This is a genomic window from Jeotgalibacillus alimentarius (assembly GCF_000829445.1).
GTDB lineage: Bacteria > Bacillota > Bacilli > Bacillales > Jeotgalibacillaceae > Jeotgalibacillus > Jeotgalibacillus alimentarius.
In genome coordinates this window covers 1-21,147 of the sequence record NZ_JXRQ01000002.1, presented here as the reverse complement: position 1 = coordinate 21,147, position 21,147 = coordinate 1, and the positions used below count along the sequence as shown (strand labels likewise).

At 45.7% G+C, this 21,147-nt stretch carries 21 protein-coding genes, 1 tRNA gene, 3 rRNA genes, 1 other RNA gene and 1 other annotated feature; of the genes, 5 read left to right on the top strand and 21 right to left on the bottom strand.

The features are described 5' to 3' along the window. The 11 genes from KP77_RS00135 to tadA form a co-directional block, all read right to left on the bottom strand. Nucleotides 1-82, bottom strand: a 16S ribosomal RNA gene (locus KP77_RS00135); the annotation flags it as partial. 314 nt (nt 83-396) lie between these two features. Beyond that, nucleotides 397-1,608: a hypothetical protein gene (locus KP77_RS00130; protein WP_041120749.1), complete on the bottom strand. Its 1,212-nt coding sequence runs from the start codon at nt 1,606-1,608 to the stop codon at nt 397-399. A gap of 38 nt (nt 1,609-1,646) precedes the next feature. Further along, nucleotides 1,647-1,997, bottom strand: coding sequence for an SHOCT domain-containing protein (locus KP77_RS00125; protein ID WP_041120748.1), 351 nt, complete (start codon nt 1,995-1,997; stop codon nt 1,647-1,649). Between the two features lie 106 nt (nt 1,998-2,103). Beyond that, a complete protein-coding gene (locus KP77_RS00120; RefSeq protein WP_041120747.1) occupies nt 2,104-2,355 on the bottom strand; it encodes a pro-sigmaK processing inhibitor BofA family protein in 252 nt (83 codons plus the stop codon). A 77-nt stretch (nt 2,356-2,432) separates the two neighbouring features. Further along, nucleotides 2,433-2,648 carry a YaaL family protein gene (locus tag KP77_RS00115; protein WP_041120746.1) on the bottom strand — a complete coding sequence of 72 codons (216 nt, stop codon included), beginning with the start codon at nt 2,646-2,648 and terminating at the stop codon, nt 2,433-2,435. 28 nt (nt 2,649-2,676) lie between these two features. After that, nucleotides 2,677-3,273 carry a recombination mediator RecR gene (gene recR, locus KP77_RS00110; protein WP_041120745.1) on the bottom strand — a complete coding sequence of 199 codons (597 nt, stop codon included), beginning with the start codon at nt 3,271-3,273 and terminating at the stop codon, nt 2,677-2,679. Between the two features lie 3 nt (nt 3,274-3,276). After that, nucleotides 3,277-3,597 carry a YbaB/EbfC family nucleoid-associated protein gene (locus KP77_RS00105; protein WP_041120744.1) on the bottom strand — a complete coding sequence of 107 codons (321 nt, stop codon included), beginning with the start codon at nt 3,595-3,597 and terminating at the stop codon, nt 3,277-3,279. A 20-nt stretch (nt 3,598-3,617) separates the two neighbouring features. Continuing rightward, complete coding sequence (gene dnaX, locus KP77_RS00100; protein WP_041120743.1) at nt 3,618-5,309, bottom strand: DNA polymerase III subunit gamma/tau; 1,692 nt, start codon at nt 5,307-5,309, stop codon at nt 3,618-3,620. A 102-nt stretch (nt 5,310-5,411) separates the two neighbouring features. Then, on the bottom strand, nt 5,412-6,899 hold the full coding sequence (locus KP77_RS00095; protein WP_041120742.1) for a BCCT family transporter: 1,488 nt from the start codon (nt 6,897-6,899) through the stop codon (nt 5,412-5,414). A 369-nt stretch (nt 6,900-7,268) separates the two neighbouring features. Beyond that, nucleotides 7,269-7,533, bottom strand: an RNA gene (gene ffs, locus KP77_RS17730) — signal recognition particle sRNA large type. Between the two features lie 73 nt (nt 7,534-7,606). Beyond that, nucleotides 7,607-8,101, bottom strand: a complete 495-nt coding sequence (tadA, locus tag KP77_RS00085; RefSeq protein ID WP_041120751.1) for a tRNA adenosine(34) deaminase TadA — start codon at nt 8,099-8,101, stop codon at nt 7,607-7,609. A gap of 87 nt (nt 8,102-8,188) precedes the next feature. Here tadA and KP77_RS00080 point away from each other — a divergent pair, with 87 nt between their 5' ends. The 4 genes from KP77_RS00080 to KP77_RS00065 all read left to right on the top strand — a co-directional run bounded on the left by KP77_RS00080 (nt 8,189) and on the right by KP77_RS00065 (nt 11,416). Next, the gene (locus tag KP77_RS00080; RefSeq protein ID WP_041120740.1) at nt 8,189-9,472 is read left to right on the top strand and encodes a glycosyl hydrolase family 18 protein; all 1,284 of its coding nucleotides are present in this window, start codon (nt 8,189-8,191) and stop codon (nt 9,470-9,472) included. A 141-nt stretch (nt 9,473-9,613) separates the two neighbouring features. Continuing rightward, nucleotides 9,614-10,255, top strand: a complete 642-nt coding sequence (locus KP77_RS00075; protein ID WP_041120739.1) for a deoxynucleoside kinase — start codon at nt 9,614-9,616, stop codon at nt 10,253-10,255. Then, complete coding sequence (locus tag KP77_RS00070) at nt 10,252-10,920, top strand: deoxynucleoside kinase (RefSeq protein WP_041120738.1); 669 nt, start codon at nt 10,252-10,254, stop codon at nt 10,918-10,920. Before KP77_RS00075 ends, KP77_RS00070 begins: the two co-directional genes overlap by 4 nt. A 313-nt stretch (nt 10,921-11,233) precedes the next feature. Beyond that, entirely contained in the window at nt 11,234-11,416 is a 183-nt protein-coding gene (locus KP77_RS00065) for a BhlA/UviB family holin-like peptide (protein WP_041120737.1), read from the top strand. A gap of 112 nt (nt 11,417-11,528) precedes the next feature. Here KP77_RS00065 and KP77_RS17410 read toward each other — a convergent pair whose 3' ends face one another. The 8 genes from KP77_RS17410 to guaB form a co-directional block, all read right to left on the bottom strand. After that, nucleotides 11,529-12,089 (bottom strand): RNA polymerase sigma factor, encoded by a 561-nt coding sequence (locus tag KP77_RS17410; protein WP_052473885.1) that lies wholly within the window; start codon nt 12,087-12,089, stop codon nt 11,529-11,531. Between the two features lie 422 nt (nt 12,090-12,511). Next, nucleotides 12,512-12,604 (bottom strand) — tRNA-Ser (locus KP77_RS00055). Between the two features lie 60 nt (nt 12,605-12,664). Next, nucleotides 12,665-13,102 carry a DUF4395 domain-containing protein gene (locus KP77_RS00050; RefSeq protein ID WP_041120736.1) on the bottom strand — a complete coding sequence of 146 codons (438 nt, stop codon included), beginning with the start codon at nt 13,100-13,102 and terminating at the stop codon, nt 12,665-12,667. Nucleotides 13,103-13,259: 157 nt separating this feature from the next. After that, on the bottom strand, nt 13,260-14,537 hold the full coding sequence (gene serS / locus KP77_RS00045; protein ID WP_041120735.1) for a serine--tRNA ligase: 1,278 nt from the start codon (nt 14,535-14,537) through the stop codon (nt 13,260-13,262). 103 nt (nt 14,538-14,640) lie between these two features. Continuing rightward, nucleotides 14,641-14,855 (bottom strand) — a binding site (T-box leader). Nucleotides 14,856-14,909: 54 nt separating this feature from the next. Next, nucleotides 14,910-15,497, bottom strand: coding sequence for a pyridoxal 5'-phosphate synthase glutaminase subunit PdxT (gene pdxT / locus KP77_RS00040; protein WP_041120734.1), 588 nt, complete (start codon nt 15,495-15,497; stop codon nt 14,910-14,912). Nucleotides 15,498-15,513: 16 nt separating this feature from the next. Then, nucleotides 15,514-16,395: a pyridoxal 5'-phosphate synthase lyase subunit PdxS gene (gene pdxS / locus KP77_RS00035; RefSeq protein ID WP_041120733.1), complete on the bottom strand. Its 882-nt coding sequence runs from the start codon at nt 16,393-16,395 to the stop codon at nt 15,514-15,516. A 271-nt stretch (nt 16,396-16,666) separates the two neighbouring features. After that, entirely contained in the window at nt 16,667-18,028 is a 1,362-nt protein-coding gene (locus tag KP77_RS00030; protein ID WP_041120732.1) for a D-alanyl-D-alanine carboxypeptidase family protein, read from the bottom strand. A gap of 279 nt (nt 18,029-18,307) precedes the next feature. Further along, on the bottom strand, nt 18,308-19,771 hold the full coding sequence (gene guaB, locus KP77_RS00025; RefSeq protein WP_041120731.1) for an IMP dehydrogenase: 1,464 nt from the start codon (nt 19,769-19,771) through the stop codon (nt 18,308-18,310). Nucleotides 19,772-19,885: 114 nt separating this feature from the next. On the opposite strand from guaB, the gene KP77_RS00020 reads away from it, so the two are divergent. After that, nucleotides 19,886-20,548: a YaaC family protein gene (locus tag KP77_RS00020; protein WP_041120730.1), complete on the top strand. Its 663-nt coding sequence runs from the start codon at nt 19,886-19,888 to the stop codon at nt 20,546-20,548. 198 nt (nt 20,549-20,746) lie between these two features. Here the strand turns inward: KP77_RS00020 and rrf are convergent. Together rrf and KP77_RS00010 are read right to left on the bottom strand one after the other, a co-directional pair. Beyond that, a 5S ribosomal RNA gene (gene rrf / locus KP77_RS00015) occupies nt 20,747-20,862 on the bottom strand. Between the two features lie 186 nt (nt 20,863-21,048). After that, nucleotides 21,049-21,147 (bottom strand): 23S ribosomal RNA (locus KP77_RS00010); the annotation flags it as partial.

Genomic DNA, 21,147 nt, shown 5'->3' with positions numbered 1-21,147 from the left:
GCTCCTCATCTGTTCGCTCGACTTGCATGTATTAGGCACGCCGCCAGCGTTCGTCCTGAGCCAGGATCAAACTCTCCGTAAAGTGTTTGAAAAGCTCATGTCTTTTTTATTCGAAAAAGACTTAAAATCTTAAAACGTTGACGTTTGGTTGTTTAGTTTTCAAGGTTCAATTCTTTCTTTCCGCCCTCTTCTTTACTATAGAAGAAACGCGGTGTTGCTCTCTCAAGCGACCAATCTATCATAACATCTTTCAGCGTTTTAAGTCAATCACTTTTTCAAAAAAGTTTTTCGCTGTTTTTTGTTGTGTGTTTTGATTGTGTGCTGCGTTGTTAAAGCAACGAGAACTAATATACCATGTATTCTTTAAATAACGCAACCCTTTTTCAAAATTAATTTTTAAAGATCAATTTTGCACCCTGTGCGTGCATCCAATACAACATCAGAATCAAGCTTGCAGCAGAGAACATACTTCCCGCATTCCGGATCAAATACATAGACAGGTGTCATAGTGCACGCTGAAAAAATATCTCGTGCTGCCTGTTCTGGTGATATACGTTCAGACGACTCCACCTGTTTTTGATCAGGCATCATATGCGCGAGCATTTTTTGCTTATCCATTACATTTATCAATTGATAGCTCTCATCAAGAAACAGCTTAATTTTATCTCCGTCATGTTCAATTGTTGCTTCTATATAATGATCTTCACGAAAGAAACTTCTCAGCTGCCAGAGACCGGACTCTTTAGGGTACTCACTTTGAAGGTAAGATGTAACAGCTTCTTTTATCAAACTAACCTCTTCTTCTGTCCACGGACGCGCTGCAGGATGTGGTTCGTGCTTCTCCAATTGTTCCTTTGAAAGCGAATGGTGGGTAAAGGGCGGTTTAAATGACCACTCTCTTTTGATTGCATGATCCCACTCCAGCAAAGATGAATGCTGATTATACCATTGATTTCTTTCATCAAGTTCAAACGGCAGTGTGTTCAGATCATTGTTTTTAACGTAAATCTCTTCGAACGCATAAAATGGTTTCCCATCAAAAATAAAAGGCGTTTCATACACCTTTACCTGATTGCGGGCTATAGACATCACGTCCGGCTGAGTGATTGTGAATGTTTCCTGATGAATCCACTCATCAGTGGGAAACACGCCGTATTTTGAATACATCTTTAATCGATGCTGTTCATCAAGCTCTATGCCAATGGATCCTCCTGGTGATAACCGGATACCATATGTAACCGCACTATAAGAGACACCATGATTTGTTTTCTTTTTGATCAGATTCACTCCCGGCGTCATCCTAGTCTGGTTCACCAGCCAGTCATCCAGTTCTTGCTCTGTTTTAAAAACGAGCTTGTCACTGCCTTCATCCCCAACCACAATCATCCTGATATAACATTGATGAGTGATGTTATACGTTAAGACGATCGTTCCTGCCGGGTTGTGACCTTCTTCCTCTCGTTCCACTGTACCCGGAGGCAGCCAGTCAACTGTCAGCGTGTAGACGGTTCCTTCCACCGGATTGTAAGAACGTTCAATATAAGGTTCAACCGGGGTATAGCCCTCCAGGTCATAATCCATCTCCATTCGATCCAACCACTTTTCCATGTTTTCCTCCTTAAAGGTGAAATATCATACGAAGATCCTCACCATTTTTCATTCAGCAGCTCCGTTTTCTTCTTTTGAAACTCTTCTTCTGTAATCAGTCCTTCTTCTTTTAAACGGTGCAGCTGTCTGATCTTTTCTTCATAACTATCTCCCGTTGTATTTGATAAAGGCTGGTCTTCGATATTCACATCATATTCCGAGACTCCTTTATCAGAAAAAGCATTGATCGCATGAAAAATCGTAATGCCCGCTGCAATCAGTGTCCATATTACGCCAAACAAACCGAACTGTGGAATCGCAACTGTAATGCCTAAAATGAGAAAAGCAATTCCTCCGGCCATTGCAAATGTTGAAGCTCCTTTGCTCGGTCTTACACGGTAACGCCCCATTTATCATCCCTCCAGAATTGAAAGCCGTACCTGATTTTACGAATGAACATAAAAAAAGTTCCATACAGAAGGGTCGTTTCGTTCCCTTCTGTATGGAACCTCAATATTAACGGGTAAAGATGTAGACCAGCGCTGCTGTACCCGGCAGACCGAGTACACCCGCTATTCCTGTAGTGAGCGGATTCATCGGAACATATAATCCGTACTCCTGACCGAAACGGTTAATGAGAAACAGCAGGCCAAGACCGACCACCCATTTCGTCGCAAACCGCCACAGCCATTTTAAAAAAGGAACGGTCCCAACTGACAAAATTAAAATGACAGTCGTGAGCGTTCCGAGTACCCACAGCCAGATCATGTACACGACTCCCCCTTTAAGAAGTTGAACGAGCGCCTTACGCTTTTCGTCTTGTACTTATCTTATGTGCGGGTGTCTTACTTTATGACAATTTTGCGGTGACGCGCTTCTTTAAATAGATAAAAGTAGCGTGCTTCGGCCATTTTTTCTTCAGCAATCATTTGAGGGCTTTTTTCAAAACTTAAGTCTGACAGGTTTTTCTGCTGCTGCCAGTCTTCCCTTGTCTGCTGCATTAAATGAATGAGCCGCTCGTCATACTCTTTTTTCAGCTTCCCTTTTTTACGAAACAGCATAACGAAGCTCCTTTGGGTCGATTAATTATCAGACGTCTCTTCTTCCTTCAAGCGCTTTGGATAGCGTCACTTCATCGGCATACTCAAGGTCGCCCCCTACAGGAAGACCGTGTGCGATGCGGGTAACCTTGATTCCTGAAGGACGGAGCAGTCTGGAAATATACATGGCTGTTGCTTCCCCTTCAATATTCGGGTTGGTTGCTAGAATGACTTCCTGTACTTCATCATCCTGCAGACGCTTCAGCAGATCAGGTACATTAATATCTTCCGGGCCAATACCATCCATTGGGGAAATGGCACCGTGAAGAACATGATACAGACCTGTATATTCTCTCATCTTCTCCATTGCAATCACGTCTTTAGGGTCCTGAACGACACAGATGATTGAGCGGTCGCGCTTTTGATCTTCACAAATGTAGCATGGATCCTGGTCTGTGATATGTCCGCAAACAGAGCAAAATCCGAGATTCCGCTTGGCGTTGACCAGCGCTTTTGCGAAATCGAGCACTGTGTCTTCTTTCATTCCTAATACAAAAAACGCCAGCCGGGCCGCTGTTTTCGGCCCAATGCCTGGCAGTTTCATGAAGCTGTCGATCAGCTTGGATATCGGTTCCGGGTAGTGCACGTATTAAAACATCCCCGGGAGGTTCATGCCTTTAGTGAACTGTCCCATTGTAGAATTGGTCAATTCGTCAGCTGCTTTCATTGCCTCGTTTGTTGCGGCTAAAACAAGGTCCTGCAGCATTTCGATGTCTTCCGGGTCTACAACATCTTCTTTAATCTCTACATCTACCACTTCTTTATGACCTGAAACAGTAACTGTCACCATTCCGCCGCCAGCTGTACCAGTCAGGCGCTTTTCTCCAAGCTCTTCCTGTGCCTTTGCCATTTGCTTCTGCATTTTCTGCATCTGCTTCATCATACCTTGCATATTTCCTCCACCACGCATGTGTATTACCTCCGAATAATTTAGTCTTGAATATCGAGTAAGTCTGAGCCGACAAGTTTCCTTGCTTCTTCAATCAGCGGGTCTTCTTTCGCTTCACCGTCTCCCTCAGGTTCATCCTGCTGCTGGATAAAGTCTTCGCGAATATCAAGCCACTGATCTTCAGGCACACCGATCACTGAATAATATGTGCCGGTAAGCTCCTGCAGAATAGAAGGCATTGTGTCTGTCAGCTTATTGTTTTCCATTGCCATTTTGCAATGAATCTCATATTTAAATTTTAACACAAAAGTGTCCTGAGATGCTGCAACTGGCTCAGCTTCATTCAAAAGTGCTGTCAGTGATCTCAGCTGCTGGCGGTTCATACTCTCGAGCATATCTCCCCAACGGTTTTTAATCTGTGTAATGTCATCTTTTGTTGCATTTCTGAGCACTTCTTTAATTCTGCCGACTGGCGCTTTGAATGTACTTTGACGCGTTTGCTTTTTCGCAGTCGGGGCTGCAGCGGGCTGCGCCTGTTCTTCCTGCACGCCGATTGCCCTCAGTTTTTTGAGCTCTCCTTCTAACTGGTTCACTCTGTTGATCAGCTGCTGCAGATCAGGAATATCCACTGCCTGAGCTGCTTTTGGCCGCTCAGATTGAGACAGCTTCACTGCCGCCACCTCTAAATGGGTTCTGGCATGATTGGACATTCTCATTTCCTGCTGCGTTTTGTTGAGCACTTCAATATATTGATACAACAGATCAGATTCCACAGTTTCTGCAATCTTTTTAAATGCATCATCTGACAATACGCGCTCTAGTGAATCCTCAAGCTCAGGTGCTGTTTTAAACAGCAAGAGATCCCGGCTGTATAAAATGAGATCCTCAATCAGCCTGAGGGGGTCTTTCCCTTCTTCAAGCAGACGATGAATGGCGTCGAGTGCCTGAGGGGTATCCTGATCAATAATCGCTTTTACGAGATTCGTCAGCTGTTCCTGGCCGATTGAACCTGTTACAGTGAGCGCATCTTCCACCTCAACCTGCTCACCGCTGAATGAAATCGCCTGATCAAGCAGACTGAGCGCATCACGCATTCCGCCTTCAGCAGTCCGGGCAATGATATGAAGTGCTCTCTCTTCAACTGTCACACCGGACGCTTCTGCAATATGCTTCATTCTTCCTGTAATGTCGTGAGCTGTGATCCGTTTAAAATCAAAGCGCTGGCAGCGTGAAATGATCGTCAGTGGGATTTTATGCGGCTCTGTTGTTGCGAGGATAAAGATGACATGCTTAGGCGGTTCTTCAAGCGTTTTAAGTAACGCATTAAAAGCTCCGGGCGTCAGCATATGCACTTCATCGACGATATATACTTTATAGCGCCCTTCATTTGGCGCGTATTTTACCTTGTCACGAATATCACGGATTTCATCGACACCGTTATTGGATGCGGCATCGAGTTCAATCACATCAGAAATGGAACCATCTGTGATTCCTTTACAGATCGCACATTCATTACACGGTTCATTGACTGGTGCATGCTCACAGTTCACCGCTTTGGCTAAAATTTTCGCCGCACTTGTCTTTCCGGTACCACGGGGGCCGGAAAATAAATAAGCATGAGAAATTTTCTCCTGTAAGAGGGCGTTCTGCAGCGTTTTTGTCACGTGCTGCTGCCCTACAACATCAGCAAATTCCTGCGGGCGCCACACGCGGTATAACGCTTGATAAGCCATTGGTGTACCCTCCTCATCTGTCATGATTTCCTCCCTTCAGTATAACGCAAATCCGCGCATCTGACACTCAGAAATAGAGGAGGAAATCATACAGATTTTAAACTATGACTTTTTGCCTTTCACTTCTTTATTCAATGTCTTCACAAGCCCCACGCACATGAGTATCACAATGAACGACAGCGGCAGCGCACTGATCACAATTGCTGTCTGGAAGGCCTGGAGACCACCGACTAACAGCAGAATGGCTGTGATCGACACGAACAGAACGCCCCATGTGATTTTGATGCGCGTTGATGGATTCAGGTTACCATTCGTTGACTGCATCCCTAATACGAAAGTGGCTGAGTCAGCTGTTGTAACGAAAAAGATCGTCACAATAATGATGGTGAAAAATGACATAAAGGCTGTGAACGGAAGCTCCTGCAGCACATAAAAGAGTGCTGTTTCAAGTGACTGGGCAGATACTTCAAGCCCTTCATATAACTCATAATAAATCCCTGTCCCGCCGACAAAAGCGAACCAGATAAACATGACAAAACTCGGCACTAAGATGACACCCACGATAAATTCGCGGATCGTTCTGCCTTTAGAGATACGGGCAATAAACATCCCGACAAACGGTGTCCAGGAGATCCACCATGCCCAGTAAAAAATCGTCCAGCTCTCTGTCCAGCTTGAAGCCTGCTCATTAACAGGGTTCACCTGCAACGACATCGGAATAAAAATGGATAAGTATTCAGCCAGACCTGATACAAACATATTTAACATAAACAGCGTCGGCCCTGTGATAAAAATAAACACTAAGAAGATAAATGAGATCGAAATATTAATCGTACTTAAGTATTTTATTCCTTTATGAATACCCGTGGATGCTGAAATGACGAAAATAACAGTGATGATCATCATAATGATCAGCTGAATTGTAAAATTGTATGGTGCATCAAATAAAAACACGAGTCCGGAATTCACCTGCTGGGCACCAAGCCCGAGAGATGCGGCAACACCAAACAATGTGGCAAATACAGCGATGATATCAACTGTATGTCCAATTGGTCCTTTTACTCGTGAACCCAATACGGAATAAAGCGTAGAACTCATTAAACCTGGAGTATTGTAGCGGAATTGCTGGAGTGCGAGTGCAAGTGCAACAAGTGCGTAGATCGCCCATGCGTGAAAGCCCCAGTGAAGCCAGGTATAGGCTACACCACTAACTGCATCAGCCGGTGTCCCGCCTTCCCCATAAGGCGGTGAAGAAAAGTGTCCAATCGGCTCAGACACGCCGTAAAAGAATAACCCGATCCCAATTCCTGCTGAAAACAGCATCGAAAACCAGACCGGCCTGCTGAACTCAGGCTTTCCATCCTGTGGCCCAAGCTTAATTTTACCGAAGCGGCCAAATGCTAAATACACCGCAAATAAAAACATACCCGTTACAAGCAGCTGGTAATACCACCCGAACGTTTCAAACATAAATGACTGCGCTGTTGCAAGTCCCGCGTTGAGCTGATCGGTAAATAACACACCAACGAGCACAAATGCGACTGCAAGTCCCACAGAAATCGAAAATACTGGTGACTTTTTCGGCTTCATATGACTTCCCCTTTTCAGTTGTAATGTTCTTAAGGGTAACATACCTTTAAAAATGATTCAGGAAACGCCCATATAATGGGATTTGTGTGGGTTTTTATGGGTTTTGTGGACTTGGTGGATGTGTCTAGGGACGGAATGGCGGTTCGGCGTATGTGCCGGGTGGTTCGCGTTTTAGGACTGTGTGTTCGGCACTTAACATGGCAAGTTCGAGTTTTATACCGCCATGTTCGACGTTCAGCAGCCAACGTTCGACGCTTCGGGTACTTTGCCCCACCTCCGCCCCGAAACACGCCACACCAGCAGCCCACACCAAAACAAAAAAGCCACCCCGGAATCCGGAATGACTTTGATTATATAAAAATTAAAATGCCGTGCACCTTCTGTCGACTGACAGCCCCATGCGTTACTCCTGCAGTTAGCTCGGTTCAGGCTGTCCCGCGGCACATGAGAGGTTCCACTTAATGCTGCTTCCTTCCGGACCTGACATGGTTCATGAATTCCCATTGCGCAGGACCCAAACGTCAACACCACTTACAGAAGGCAGACCATGAAGCATGGCAGCCTCGAGAAGGGATTCAGTTTCGCTAGAGCGGATTGCGAATACAGGGCACCGCTAATTCCCCACCTAGCACGGCAAAAATGAGACCAATATTCATTTGCGCCTTTTGACGACGCAAGATTTAGTATACTACCTGTAGACAGAAAAATCAATCAGGATCTTTTGACATCTGTTTCCTGCGTTTCTTCTCCTCACGCAAACCCCTGAAAAAGTCCGTCAGCATCTGACCGCACGCTTCTCCAAGTACATCCGGCACCACTTCACAGCGATGGTTGAAGCGGTCATCCTCAAGTAAATTCATCAGGCTGCCCGCACACCCCGCCTTTGGATCACGCGCACCATAGACAACCCGGTCCACGCGTGACAGCAGGATCGCACCGCTGCACATCGGACATGGCTCAAGTGTGACATAGAGCGTTGTATTCTCAAGGCGCCAGCTGCCAACTGCGTCACATGCTTTTTCAATCGCGAGCAGCTCGGCATGAGTGACAGCATTCTGCGTTGTTTCGCGAAGGTTATAGGCGGAGGCGATCATTTCATCATCTTTAACCAGCACAGCCCCGATTGGCACTTCACGGATCGCTTCAGCTTTTTTCGCTTCCTCTATCGCCCGCTGCATCCAGTATTCATCGCGTTCAGTCATCACATTCGCCCTTTGCTCATTTTTTTCTGATTCTATCATATAGTTGAAAATAGCGTCTATTTTCTCTAAAAGTGAAAGGAGTTCTTTATGCAAATTCACGTTGTCCAACCGGGTGAGAACCTGTTTACAGTCAGCGCACTTTACTCCATTACCCCTCAGCAGATTGCTGATGCCAACCAGCTTCCTAATCCTGATCAGCTCGTGCCGGGGCAGGCACTCGTGATCCCGATTACCGGCAGCTTTTATTTCGTTCAGGCCGGGGACTCCCTCTATTCGATCGCCCAGAAAGCCGGCATCACTTATCAGGAACTCGCCTCAATTAATGGGTTATCGCCTGAACAGCCGCTTGCAATCGGGTGGCGCCTTTATTTACCGCCAAAACCTAAAACATCTGCAGAATTCAATGCCTATGCAGAACCTTTTGGTGAAACCGTTTCTGAAAATATCCTATTGCGGACGAGGGAGGCCGCTCCCTATTTAACCTATCTCGCTCCGTTCAGTTTTCAGGCGAAACGAGATGGTTCACTCAGCACGCTGCCGGTCGAACCGTTCGTGCCGATTGCTGACGCCAACCGCAATACACTGATGATGGTCATTACAAATCTTGAAGAAGGCGGATTTAACGATGAGCTCGGCCGGATCCTTTTAAATGATATGACTGTGCAGGATAACCTGCTGGATAATATTGAAACAACAGCTAAACAGTATGGATTCCGGGATATACATTTTGATTTTGAATACCTGCGTCCTGAAGATGAAGAAGCATATACGGCGTTTTTAGCAAAAGCAAAAGAGCGTTACGCCAAAGAAGGCTGGCTTGTCTCAGCTGCACTAGCGCCGAAAACGCGCGCCGATCAGCCTGGCAGATGGTATGAAGCGCATAATTACAAGGCGATCGGTGAAGTCGTGGATTTTGTCGTCATTATGACGTATGAATGGGGCTACAGCGGAGGACCCGCACAGGCAGTCTCACCGATTGGGCCGGTGCGGGATGTACTTGAATATGCCCTTACTGAAATACCTGCAAATAAAATCATGATGGGGCAGAACCTTTACGGCTATGACTGGACGCTGCCGTTTGTACAGGGCTCTCAGGCACGTGCAATCAGTCCCCAGCAGGCAATTGAGATCGCCGCAACACAAGGGGTGCCCATCCAGTATGATACAACTGCCCAGGCACCGTTTATTGAATACACTGCTGACGGAAAGGACCATATTATCTGGTTTGAGGATGCACGGTCCATTCAGGCGAAGTTTGATCTGTTAAAAGAATTGAATTTACGTGGGATGAGTTACTGGAAACTCGGCCTTTCTTTTCCTCAAAACTGGGTGCTGCTCGGCGACCAGTTCACCCCTGTAAAGCTCAGATAATTTTTTCATACGGACAAGGAGCGTGATATCACACTCCTTGTCTTTTTTCGTCGGATCACGCCTACTTTTCACCTGTTGATTATGGTACAATAACGGGTGCGAACTGAACCGGCTTGACTGGAGAACAAGGAGGAAACGAGAATGACAACCATTCCGTTTATTACAGTGGAGGGGCCGATTGGCGTCGGCAAGACGTCTCTTGCAAAAGCCATTTCCTCACACTTTGATTTTCATTTGTTAAAAGAGATTGTCGATGAGAATCCTTTTTTAGATAAATTCTACTCAAACATTGATGAGTGGAGCTTCCAGACAGAGATGTTCTTTCTCTGCAACCGCTATAAGCAGCTGAGCGATATTCAGCGTCACTATCTGTCAGCACAGAAGCCTGTCGCGGCAGATTACCACATTTTCAAAAACATCATTTTCGCCAAACGTACGCTTCGTCCTGAGGAATACGATAAGTATCTTGAAGTGTACCGCATTTTAACGGCTGATATGCCAAAGCCAAATGTCGTTGTCTACCTTCATGCAAGCCTTGAGACACTGCTAAAACGCGTAAAGCTGCGCGGACGCGAATTTGAAAGAGATATGAGCCCGCTTTACTTAGAGCAGCTCTCAGCAGATTATGATGAATTCATTCATCACTTCGAAAAAACGCACCCGGAAATTCCGGTGCTGCGGATCAACGGTGACGAGATTGATTTCGTCAACTACGAACAAGACCTCGGACAAGTCCTGCAAAAGGTCGAAGAATCATTACTTAAAAGGAGTACAACCCTATGAACGCACGTGAACGCTACGGTATCCCGAACGATGCCGTCATTACAATCGCCGGAACAGTCGGCGTCGGCAAATCAACCATGACGCAAAAGCTCGCTGAACACCTTCAGTTCAGAACGTCTTTTGAAAAAGTTGAAGCGAACCCTTACCTTGATAAATTCTATAAAGACTTTGAAAAGTGGAGCTTCCATCTGCAGGTTTACTTCCTCGCAGAACGCTTCAAGGAACAAAAGCGCATGTTTGAATACGGAGGCGGCTTCATTCAGGACCGCTCGATCTATGAAGATACAGGCATTTTCGCGAAGATGCACTATGAAAAAGGCACAATGTCACCGGTAGATTACGAGACGTATACGAGCCTGTTTGAGGCAATGGTGATGACACCTTATTTCCCTCATCCAAGCCTGCTTGTCTATCTTGAAGGGTCGCTGGATGATATTGTGACGCGCATTCAGGCAAGAGGCCGTCCGATGGAGCAGGAAACACCGCTTGCTTATTGGGAAGAGATGCACCAGCGCTATGAGAACTGGATTGATTCGTTTAATGCATGTCCGGTGCTGAGACTGAATATTAATGATTATGATCTCGTGAAGAATCCTGATTCGATTGATCCGATTCTCGAGAAGATCGGATCGTTTATTCAGCAGACTTCGCTTTTGAAGAAGTAGTCTCTGAAACCGCTGGTCCTTTCCGTGGAGGGCTTCGCTTTCCTGCCCCCGGGCGGTGAGCCTCCTCGAGCTTCGCTCTGCGGGGTCTCACCTGTCCCTTCCTGGGGCGGGAGTCTTCACCCTCCACTCCAAGGACCAGCTGAGTGAGTGTGAATAAATTCATTTTTATCATGTTCGTTGAAATATTCCATTCTAGAATCTGCATAGCTGATGACTGAAGCGGAAATCATCAGCCAATTTATATAAAATTAAAACCAATGTTTACAAAACGACTTCATCCTCCTTTTATATAGAGTAAAAGGGGGATTTTTTGATGGAGAAAATTCTAATTGATGTATTGTCGACGCAGGGTGTGTTTGCGGTTTTGTTTGCGGGGCTGTTGTTTTATGTGCTGCGGATGAATAAGGAGCGGGAGGATAAGTTTTTTGAGACGAACCGGAAGCTTGAGGAGACGCTGCAGCTGATTGAGATGCTGTTGAAGAAAGATGGACGGTAAAGAAAACCCGGCGGTGTGCCGATACACCGCCGGGTTTTTCATTGCATGAATTCTCATCTCAAATAAGCTATAATTGAGACAGGGAAAAGGAGCTTCAATTCTTGTGGTCTGGTCACTGCACTGAATCTGATGGCTTCCTTTTCTCTTTTTCATATCCAAAATACAGGCATTTGATTTTCTCAAGAGCTCTCATTTTTGTCTGATTCACAGCCTGTCTTGAGATCTTCATGTATTGGGAAAGTTCTGTAGCAGACAGGTCATTTATATATATACACTCAATAACAAACGCCTCCTGTGTCGTTAAGACCCCCATCATTTCCAGTAATTCAATCTCTGAATTCATAGCCGCCTCGTCCGCAACGTTTTTTATCTCAAAAGCCTGTTCAATTTCAATCATCCTGCTGTTCTTTTTTGATAAACGAATGAATTCGTATTTTAACGATTTTGCGAGATAGCTGAAGATGATTTTATTATTCTTCTCAGTTAATCGCTCGAGCGGCATTTTCCGTGCGGTTTTTAATAAATGCAGCTTCAGATCCTGCTTTGTATCCTCGCCATCAAGTAATCGGCCATATTTGTGAATAACCGGTTCAAACGTCGACAGCAGCTCAAGCGCCTCCCTTTCCTCTCCACTCCGCATCTTTACAGCGATATCATATAAACTTTTTTGCATATCATCACTCCTTTTTCACATTATACCAAACATACGTTCTTGTTTTTAGTATTAGGAGTCGGGAAAATTCGTGGTTTTTTGCAAAAAAGCATACTCTGTTAAATCTGGCTGTTGATTTCCGCTTCAGGGGGAACGCTTTCCGCATGAGCCGTCTTTTGGCTCCGGTTCAATCGGACCTCCTCAGCGCGCGGCGCTTGCGGGGTCTCACCTGTCACGCTTCTCCTGCTGGAGTCGTCCCCCTTCCGCTCCAATCACCAGCTGTGCTAAAACAACATTGGGCTTTAACAAAACAAATAAGATAAGCAGTACACCATTTTAACTGTACTGCCAGCAGTGAATGATCTTTTTTATATACAAAAAAGCCACTGCCAAAGCAGTGACTTTCTCCAATTTATGCGCGTTGATGTTTAATTTGAAAATTATGGAGGAGGTAGAGGGATTCGAACCCCCGCGGGCTGTTACACCCCTGTCGGTTTTCAAGACCGATCCCTTCAGCCGGACTTGGGTATACCTCCCTGTCGACAAGAACTATAATATCATGGTTGAAAGTTCCCGTCAATCTTTTTTAAAAGATTTTATGAAAAACTTTTAGATTCTTTTGTGCGGCGGTACTGCCACTGTTTCCATTGAAAACGGATAAAGCAGCCGACACAAAAGCCCATGATCGCAACTGATGCCGCAGTCACAACCATTATTGTAAAGGCATAAGCTGCAATTGTCCACCCTAAAATGAAAGAAAGATAGCCCCCGGTAAGGAAAAATACAGCAAGCGTCTGATTAAAACGCTGATCTGAACGATCTTCAGGGATATAGCTGTTCATCGGTTTCTTCAAAAATTGCTTAGCAAGACGCATAACCGGATTAAAGTTAAATAAGACACCACCAAGGCCGGCAAGCAACGGAATGAGTAATAAATGATGGAATCCTGTGATCCAGACTGCTGCAACGGTCAGAACAATGGTCCACTGGTTCGTACGGACGAGCGGACGCGGGATGGAAAGAGGTTGAGACATATCTATATCATACCTTTCTGATCGGAATATAAGTTTATAAGCTATCATACGCCGGATGGTATCGAAACGTCAAGCGGGGAGTTTTTGGGAGTGTCTGACTGACCGGTACAAAACCATATAAAAAGAGCTGTCCACTACAGGACAGCTCTCAATTCACTTATTTAGAAATAACCTTCTTACCACCCATATAAGGCTGCAGTACTTCAGGTACGACTACACTGCCGTCTTCCTGCTGATAATTTTCTAAAATCGCAGCAACTGTACGGCCGATTGCAAGACCACTGCCGTTTAACGTATGCACATGTTCAGGCTTTGCATTTGGCTCGCGGCGGAAGCGGATATTTGCACGACGCGCCTGGAAATCTTCGAAGTTACTGCAAGAAGAGATCTCGCGGTATGTGCCATAGCTTGGAATCCATACTTCGATATCATATTTCTTAGCAGCTGTGAAACCAAGGTCCGCTGTACACATGCTCATCACACGGTACGGCAGTTCAAGCAGCTGAAGTACTTTTTCAGCGTGACCAGTCAGTTTTTCAAGCGTTTCATAAGACTCTTCAGGCTTCGCAAAACGTACAAGCTCCACTTTGTTGAACTGGTGCTGACGGATCAGTCCGCGTGTATCACGGCCTGCGGATCCTGCCTCAGAGCGGAAGTTCGCGCTGTAAGCGACATACGCTTTTGGCAGGTCTTCAATTTTTAAAATTTCATCACGGTGATAGTTAGTAACAGGCACTTCAGACGTCGGTACAAGGAAGAAATCTTCTTTTTCAATACGGAAAGCATCCTCTTCAAACTTCGGCAGCTGGCCGGTTCCTGTCATACTTGCACGGTTAACAAGGTATGGCGGCAGCATTTCAGTGTAGCCGTGCTGATCCTGATGAAGATCCATCATGAAGTTGATCAGCGCGCGCTCAAGACGTGCACCTGCGCCTTTATAAAAAACGAAGCGGCTGCCTGTTACCTTTGCAGCACGTTCAAAATCAAGCATCTCAAGGTCAGTTGCCACGTCCCAGTGAGGCTTTGCTTCAAAATCGAAGTTGCGAATGTTCCCCCAGTTGCGGATTTCAACGTTATCATCCTCAGTATCACCAATCGGTACACTGTCATGCGGTACATTTGGAATAGAGAGCAGCAGTGTTTCAAGCTTCTCTTCCACTTCGCGCAGACGCTCGTCGATCTGCTTGATCTCATCACCAAGATTTCGCATTTCAGTAATCACGTCATCCGCATTCTTCTTTTCACGCTTCATCTGTGCAATTTCCTGAGACACCTCATTACGGCGGCTCTTCTTCTCTTCCGTTTTTGTAATCAGCTCGCGGCGTTCCTGATCCAGTGCCTGGAACTGATCGAAATCCTTCAGATCCTCTCCGCGCTTTGCCATTTTTTCTTTTATCTCGTCAAAATTATTACGTAAACGTTTTAAATCTAACATGATGATTCCTCCTCTTTTTAGATGATTGAAAAGCTGCAGGGAAGTTTGGGTCTGTCCCAGACTTCCAAAAAACAAAAAACTCCCGCCCCTTATTATAAAAATAATAAGGGACGAGAGTTGAAGCCCGCGATACCACCCTGGTTGAAAGCACATGTGTACTTTCCGCTTAAGGCATAACGGTGCCTGCCCGTGGAATCTTACTCAATTTTCGGATTCCCGCTCCAGAATGGATTCGCGAACGTCTTATACCTGCTCACACCGGCCGCAGGCTCTCTTGAATAAGCGCATTCCGCTACTGTTTTCTGTCACAGCTTTTCGTTTGTTATGATAAAAATTAGGTTACTACACGTTCCGGAAAAGATCAACTGTTTTTTATATCACAACAGCTGGAGATTCTACCATTTGGATGAAATACTCAGTCAAACGGTGATCATCCGTCAGCTCTGGATGGAATGAGCAGCCGAGGAATTGCCCGTGACGCGCAAGGACAATCCGGTCATTGTGCGTGGCCAGCACTTGTGTATCAGGTCCGGCTGATACAATATGCGGCGCACGGATAAAGACCGCTGTGTAAGGATCTCCTTCAATACCTGTAATCGTCAGGTCCGCTTCAAAGCTTTCCTTTTGACGACCAAATGAGTTCCGTTCAACCACAACGTCCATCACACCAAGGTGAGGCTCATCATACCCGGTAATTTCTCCTGCAAGCAGGATCAGCCCGGCACATGTGCCAAACATCGGCTTACCTGAAGCGGCAAATGCTCTCAGCGGCTCCATCAGACCATATACATCAATCAGGCGGCGCATCGTTGTGCTTTCTCCGCCTGGTAAAATCAATCCGTCAATCTCTGTGAGCTGTTCTGCTTTCTTCACGACAACCGCTTTGGCACCGCCTGCTTCGATTGAACGGACATGTTCGCGAACCGCTCCCTGTAATCCTAAAACACCAATTGTTGTCATGATGATCAGCCCTTTCTTACCAACCGCGCTCCTGCATGCGGTCTTCTAATGATAGTGATGAGATTTCCATCCCTTTCATCGCTGTACCAAGCTCTTTTGATACTTTTGCGATTAACTCATAATCCTGGTAGTGCGTTGTTGCTTCCACAATTGCACGTGCAAACTTTTCAGGGTTATCGGATTTGAAGATCCCTGATCCTACGAATACACCGTCAGCGCCAAGCTCCATCATTAGTGCAGCATCCGCCGGCGTTGCAACGCCGCCTGCAGCAAAGTTTACAACCGGAAGACGTCCAAGTTCTTTAATTTCTAAAAGAAGGTCAAATGACGCACCAAGCAGTTTTGCTTCCGTCATCAGCTCATCTTTAGACATATTTACGACTTTACGGATCTGTCCGTTCACTTTACGCATGTGGCGTACTGCTTCTACGATGTTACCTGTTCCAGGCTCACCCTTTGTACGAAGCATTGACGTACCTTCACCGATACGGCGTGCTGCTTCACCAAGGTCGCGGCACCCGCATACGAATGGTACAGTGAAATCACTCTTCATTAAGTGATACTCTTCATCCGCTGGTGTTAATACTTCACTTTCATCTATATAATCTACACCCATTGATTCTAGTACGCGGGCTTCTGTGATATGCCCGATTCTTGCTTTTGCCATGACCGGAATACTTACCGCGCTCATAACCTCTTCTACAATGCGAAGATCTGCCATACGGGCAACTCCGCCTTCTTTACGAATATCAGATGGCACACGTTCAAGTGCCATAACTGCTACCGCACCTGCTGCCTCTGCTAACTTAGCCTGCTCTGCATTGACAACGTCCATAATCACGCCGCCTTTTTGCATCTCAGCCATTCCTCTTTTTACACGATCCGTACCTGTATTCATGGTAAAAGCCTCCTTCATCCTCTAGAACAGCTCCCCTGAAGACCCGGGACTGTCCCCTGCCTTCAGTTGAAGCTGGTGAATTTTGATCTAAATAGTCGGAATAAATGGTGTCCAGCTTCGGGCGCTAGCTCCTCGGCTTTTCTTTATCCCATCTTTTATCTTCACTAAAAAAGCACTTCCTGTCAAGATAGGAAGTGCTTTTAACATATGAAATGGTGCTAAAAACCTTGATATGTAAAGGTTTTTAGCACGTTAACGTGTCAGAAATTTTTTAGAACCAGCCTTTAACCGTAGTCACGATTGTATCCCAGAGACCGCCAAAAAATCCACCGACTGCACGCATGCTGAGCACAAACCAGTTGGCTTTTTCCACTGCTTCAGTTGTCACGACTTCTGTCTCAAGAGATGATGCCATGCTTTCATCAAGGAATCCGTACTCGCCGGCTGCTGATGCATGGCTGAGCGTACCTACTTGTGCACCTTCTTCAATTGGCGCTGTCAGTTCACCATCTTCATTTAAAAGGGATTCATCAAGCATCAGTTCAGGTGTGAATGTTGCAGGGTCCTGACCGTTTTCAAGGATCACTTGTACCGGTTCCATTGACTCAATGCCCACTGTATCTTCTGTTCCTTTATCAACAGGAAGTGTTTCCTGACCTTCTACTGTATAATTGGCCGGAAGAATTTCCTGCATAGAGAAATTTCCAAAACCGTAGTCAAATAGTTCAGCTGTGGCACCAAAACGAGCAGCATAAGAACCGACACCATTTTCATTTGTCGCATTCATCACAACAGAGATCAGACGCATATCGTCACGCTCTGCTGTACCTGTAAATGTATAACCTGCAAAGTCAGTTGTACCAGTTTTAATCCCGTCAGCGCCTTCATATTCAAATACTAAAGTAGGCAGCATGAAATTCCAGTTTTCCATTTCAGTTGCATCATCCGTACCCTCACGGAAGATTTTTTTAGGAATACTTGACGTTTCCAATACTTCAGGGAAATCATTTAACAAATGATAAGCAAGCTTTGCTGTAGCACGTGCTGACATCAGATTTTCTTCATCTGCTCCTGTGCCCTCCGGATGATAGCCTTTCATATCCGAATTATTCAGACCGCTTGAATTCACAAAATTATAATCATCAAGTCCGAGTTCAGCCGCCTTTTCATTCATGAGCTTGACGAACTCTCCTTCAGAGCCCGCCACTGTTTCTGCCAGTGCAATTGTTGATGCATTCGCTGAATAGATCACCATTGATTCATAAAGTTCCTGAATCGAGTATTGCTCACCGTTACGCAGCGGCACATTACTCAGTGATGTATCCTGAGAAATTTCATATGTCTTATCCGTTACCGTATACTGATCGTCCCAGGATACTTCTCCGTTCGCGATCGCTTCAAGCAGCAAATACTCAGTCATCATCTTCGTCATACTCGCAACACCAAGCTGCGTATCTGCATTATCTGCAAATAAAACCTTACCTGTTTCTGCTTCAAGTAAAATTGCTGCATCAACCTGCCAGTTCTGAATCACATTTGCCTTTGCTTCGTGGGTAAATGCACCACTTCCAAAAAATAACCCTAACGCAAGCGCACCTGCTGTCGCTTTACGTAATACATTTGTTTTAAACATGTTAGACCTCCGATAAGTTATCCGTGTCCAGCTTCAGCGCCTAGGCCCTCGAGTCATAAGCCACGCTGAGAAAATAGGAAAGACCGCCCATTTTTCTCAGCGCGTCTTATGCTTGTCGGGCCTGTTCGAGGCGCTTACGCATTTCTATGTACACTTCTGTCATTCTATCATAATCATTTACCAAAAAGTATAGCCAGATTAGCACTGTTCAGTGACAAAAAAGCAGGACTCCTGTAAGAATGGAGCCCTGCTTTGGGTGTGTCGAATGTTGCATCTATCTTATAATGAGTAGTTTGGAGATTCTTTTGTAATCTGTACATCGTGCGGGTGGCTTTCGCGAAGACCTGCACCCGTCATACGGATAAACTGTGCTTCTTCACGCAGTTCGAACAGATTCTTAGAACCGCAATAGCCCATTCCGCTGCGGATCCCGCCGACTAATTGATAAACAGTATCTGCAAGCGGTCCTTTATAAGCTGTACGGCCTTCGATGCCTTCAGGTACAAGTTTTTTCGCATCTTCCTGGAAGTAACGGTCTTTTGAGCCTTTTTCCATTGCAGCCATTGAACCCATTCCACGGTAAACCTTGAAGCGGCGTCCCTGGAAGATTTCCGTTTCACCTGGGCTTTCAGTCGTACCTGCAAGCAGGCTTCCAAGCATGACAGCATGTCCGCCGGCAGCCAGTGCCTTCACGATATCGCCTGAATACTTAATTCCGCCATCGGCAATAATAGACTTACCGTGTTTACGTGCTTCAGTTGCACAGTCATACACTGCCGTGATCTGTGGTACACCAACACCGGCAACAACACGTGTTGTACAGATTGAACCTGGTCCGATCCCAACTTTGACAACGTCAGCACCAGCTTCGATGAGTGCTTTTGTTCCATCAGAAGTCGCCACATTTCCTGCGATAATGACTACATCAGGGAATGAGTTACGGATCAGTGCAATGGTATCGAGCACGCCTTGTGAGTGACCGTGCGCTGTATCGATTACAAGTGCATCAACGCCTGCTTTTACGAGCTGCTGCACACGCTTTTCAGCATCTGCTGTCACACCGACTGAAGCAGCCACTAAAAGACGTCCCTGCGAATCTTTCGCCGAGTTCGGGAATTCAATCACTTTTTCAATATCTTTAATCGTAATTAGCCCTTTTAAGATGCCGTTCGCATCAACTAAAGGAAGCTTTTCAATTTTATACTGCTGAAGAATCTTCTCAGCTTCATCCAAAGTTGTGCCAACAGAAGCAGTCACAAGATTTTCTTTTGTCATCACTTCATCAATTTTCATTGAGTAATCCTGAATGAAACGAAGATCGCGGTTTGTAATAATTCCAACCAGCTTCTGCTCATCCATATCATTGACAATCGGTACACCTGAAATACGATATTTGCCCATCAAATGCTCTGCATCAAAAACCTGATGATCAGGAGTCAGGAAAAACGGATCTGTGATGACACCACTCTCAGAACGCTTTACACGCTCAACCTGCTCAGCCTGTGCTTCAATGCTCATATTCTTATGAATGACACCAAGACCGCCTGCACGTGCCATTGCAATCGCCATTGCAGCTTCAGTCACCGTATCCATACCTGCACTGATAATTGGTACATTCAGTTTAATCGTATCCGTAAGCTCAACTGACAGATCAACATCACGCGGTAATACCTCAGATTTCGCCGGGACCAGCAGTACATCATCAAACGTCAAACCTTCTTTAGCAAATTTCGTTTCCCACATTGTCAATTTCCTCCCCGTCTCAAAAATATTATTGTAAGGTTATCAGCCGGTCAACCGCGTGTCAATATTGAAGGAATAAGTTCGATTATTAAGAATAGTTGGGAGATTTTTTGTATGACGTCCGACTTTATCTGGCAGCACTACCTGCCCCTATACGCCAAACACCACGTTACACAGGTTTTATTCACCCGATATACAGCAGCAGGGATCACTCATTCTGAACAGCTGGCCATTGAAAAAGCACCTGCATTATGTGCGCATATTGAACACGCCGAACTATTCTATCAGCAGGCAGCTCACTCCACTGTCTTCATTCAGCCTGTCCTGCAATTCTACGGGATGATCCACCTCTTTAAAGCAGCCATCATGATGAAAGACCCTTTTCATCCCGAAAAAACCAATCAGCTCGCGCACGGCGTATCTTCCCGTAAAATCAAAAAGAAACACTACACCTTTTTAGAAGACACCGTCAAAATTCAAAAGCACGGGCTATACACAACATTCTCAGAAAAACTGCTTCACTGTTCACCAAGAATGATCACCTGTGATATGCATCAATTATTCAATTCACTGCATGACCCCTGCCCGTCATTACACAACATGCAGACCCATTACCTGATTCTCTACAGCCTCAGCATGCTCGCACGCTACGAAACAGAATGGTGGCACCGGTGTATGACTTATAAAGAAACAACAGATTATCCAGTGATCAAAAGCTTCCTCACCTACGCAGCGCATCAGGTACCTGATGGGATGAGAGTGTTTTTGCTGGATTGAAAGTGGACACGGCTGAGGAAATGATGTTTTTTAATAACGGAATCAGTCGGTTTCTGCCCTTGGGATCCTGGCCCTTTGCCCTGGATGCACTTAGGATTCCGGCACTTTGCCCTATATGCATTTATGTCTCTGGCCCTTCCTTCGCTTTTTACAAGCACAAAAAAAGCCTTTCCCCTAAAGGAAAGACTTTTTCAAAGTGCCTAGCGACGTCCTACTCTCACAGGGGGAAACCCCCAACTACCATCGGCGCTGAAGAGCTTAACTTCCGTGTTCGGCATGGGAACGGGTGTGACCTCTTCGCTGTCATCACTAGACTATGAAAGGCTCGCGCCTTCAAAACTGGATACGTTCATCAAAGTAAGGGATTCCGAGAATCACCTAGTCCAGCTTCAGCTCCTAGCTTTTCGGCTGCTTCACCCTGCCTGTTTGAGACTGACGTCTCATCCATTCAGGCCTCCACCAGCTCTCAAAGCTGATCAGTCGCTTCCACTTTCTCATAATTGGTTAAGTCCTCGATCGATTAGTATTCGTCAGCTGCACATGTCACCATGCTTCCACCTCGAACCTATCTACCTGATCATCTTTCAGGGATCTTACCA

Excerpts from the sequence above, each read along its gene's own strand:
- KP77_RS00050 (WP_041120736.1), bottom strand. The coding sequence starts at position 13,102 with ATGTCTCAACCTCTTTCCATCCCGCGTCCGCTCGTCCGTACGAACCAG.
- KP77_RS00070 (WP_041120738.1), top strand. The coding sequence starts at position 10,252 with ATGAACGCACGTGAACGCTACGGTATCCCGAACGATGCCGTCATTACA.
- KP77_RS00080 (WP_041120740.1), top strand. The coding sequence starts at position 8,189 with ATGCAAATTCACGTTGTCCAACCGGGTGAGAACCTGTTTACAGTCAGC.
- dnaX (WP_041120743.1), bottom strand. The coding sequence starts at position 5,309 with ATGGCTTATCAAGCGTTATACCGCGTGTGGCGCCCGCAGGAATTTGCT.
- KP77_RS00115 (WP_041120746.1), bottom strand. The coding sequence starts at position 2,648 with ATGCTGTTTCGTAAAAAAGGGAAGCTGAAAAAAGAGTATGACGAGCGG.
- KP77_RS00095 (WP_041120742.1), bottom strand. The coding sequence starts at position 6,899 with ATGAAGCCGAAAAAGTCACCAGTATTTTCGATTTCTGTGGGACTTGCA.
- serS (WP_041120735.1), bottom strand. The coding sequence starts at position 14,537 with ATGTTAGATTTAAAACGTTTACGTAATAATTTTGACGAGATAAAAGAA.
- KP77_RS00125 (WP_041120748.1), bottom strand. The coding sequence starts at position 1,997 with ATGGGGCGTTACCGTGTAAGACCGAGCAAAGGAGCTTCAACATTTGCA.
- guaB (WP_041120731.1), bottom strand. The coding sequence starts at position 19,771 with ATGTGGGAAACGAAATTTGCTAAAGAAGGTTTGACGTTTGATGATGTA.
- pdxS (WP_041120733.1), bottom strand. The coding sequence starts at position 16,395 with ATGAATACAGGTACGGATCGTGTAAAAAGAGGAATGGCTGAGATGCAA.
- tadA (WP_041120751.1), bottom strand. The coding sequence starts at position 8,101 with ATGACTGAACGCGATGAATACTGGATGCAGCGGGCGATAGAGGAAGCG.
- KP77_RS00120 (WP_041120747.1), bottom strand. The coding sequence starts at position 2,355 with ATGATCTGGCTGTGGGTACTCGGAACGCTCACGACTGTCATTTTAATT.
- KP77_RS00105 (WP_041120744.1), bottom strand. The coding sequence starts at position 3,597 with ATGCGTGGTGGAGGAAATATGCAAGGTATGATGAAGCAGATGCAGAAA.
- KP77_RS00030 (WP_041120732.1), bottom strand. The coding sequence starts at position 18,028 with ATGTTTAAAACAAATGTATTACGTAAAGCGACAGCAGGTGCGCTTGCG.
- KP77_RS17410 (WP_052473885.1), bottom strand. The coding sequence starts at position 12,089 with ATGCAAAAAAGTTTATATGATATCGCTGTAAAGATGCGGAGTGGAGAG.
- pdxT (WP_041120734.1), bottom strand. The coding sequence starts at position 15,497 with ATGACAACAATTGGTGTTTTAGGATTACAGGGAGCGGTTCGCGAACAT.
- KP77_RS00130 (WP_041120749.1), bottom strand. The coding sequence starts at position 1,608 with ATGGAAAAGTGGTTGGATCGAATGGAGATGGATTATGACCTGGAGGGC.
- KP77_RS00020 (WP_041120730.1), top strand. The coding sequence starts at position 19,886 with ATGACGTCCGACTTTATCTGGCAGCACTACCTGCCCCTATACGCCAAA.
- KP77_RS00065 (WP_041120737.1), top strand. The coding sequence starts at position 11,234 with ATGGAGAAAATTCTAATTGATGTATTGTCGACGCAGGGTGTGTTTGCG.
- KP77_RS00075 (WP_041120739.1), top strand. The coding sequence starts at position 9,614 with ATGACAACCATTCCGTTTATTACAGTGGAGGGGCCGATTGGCGTCGGC.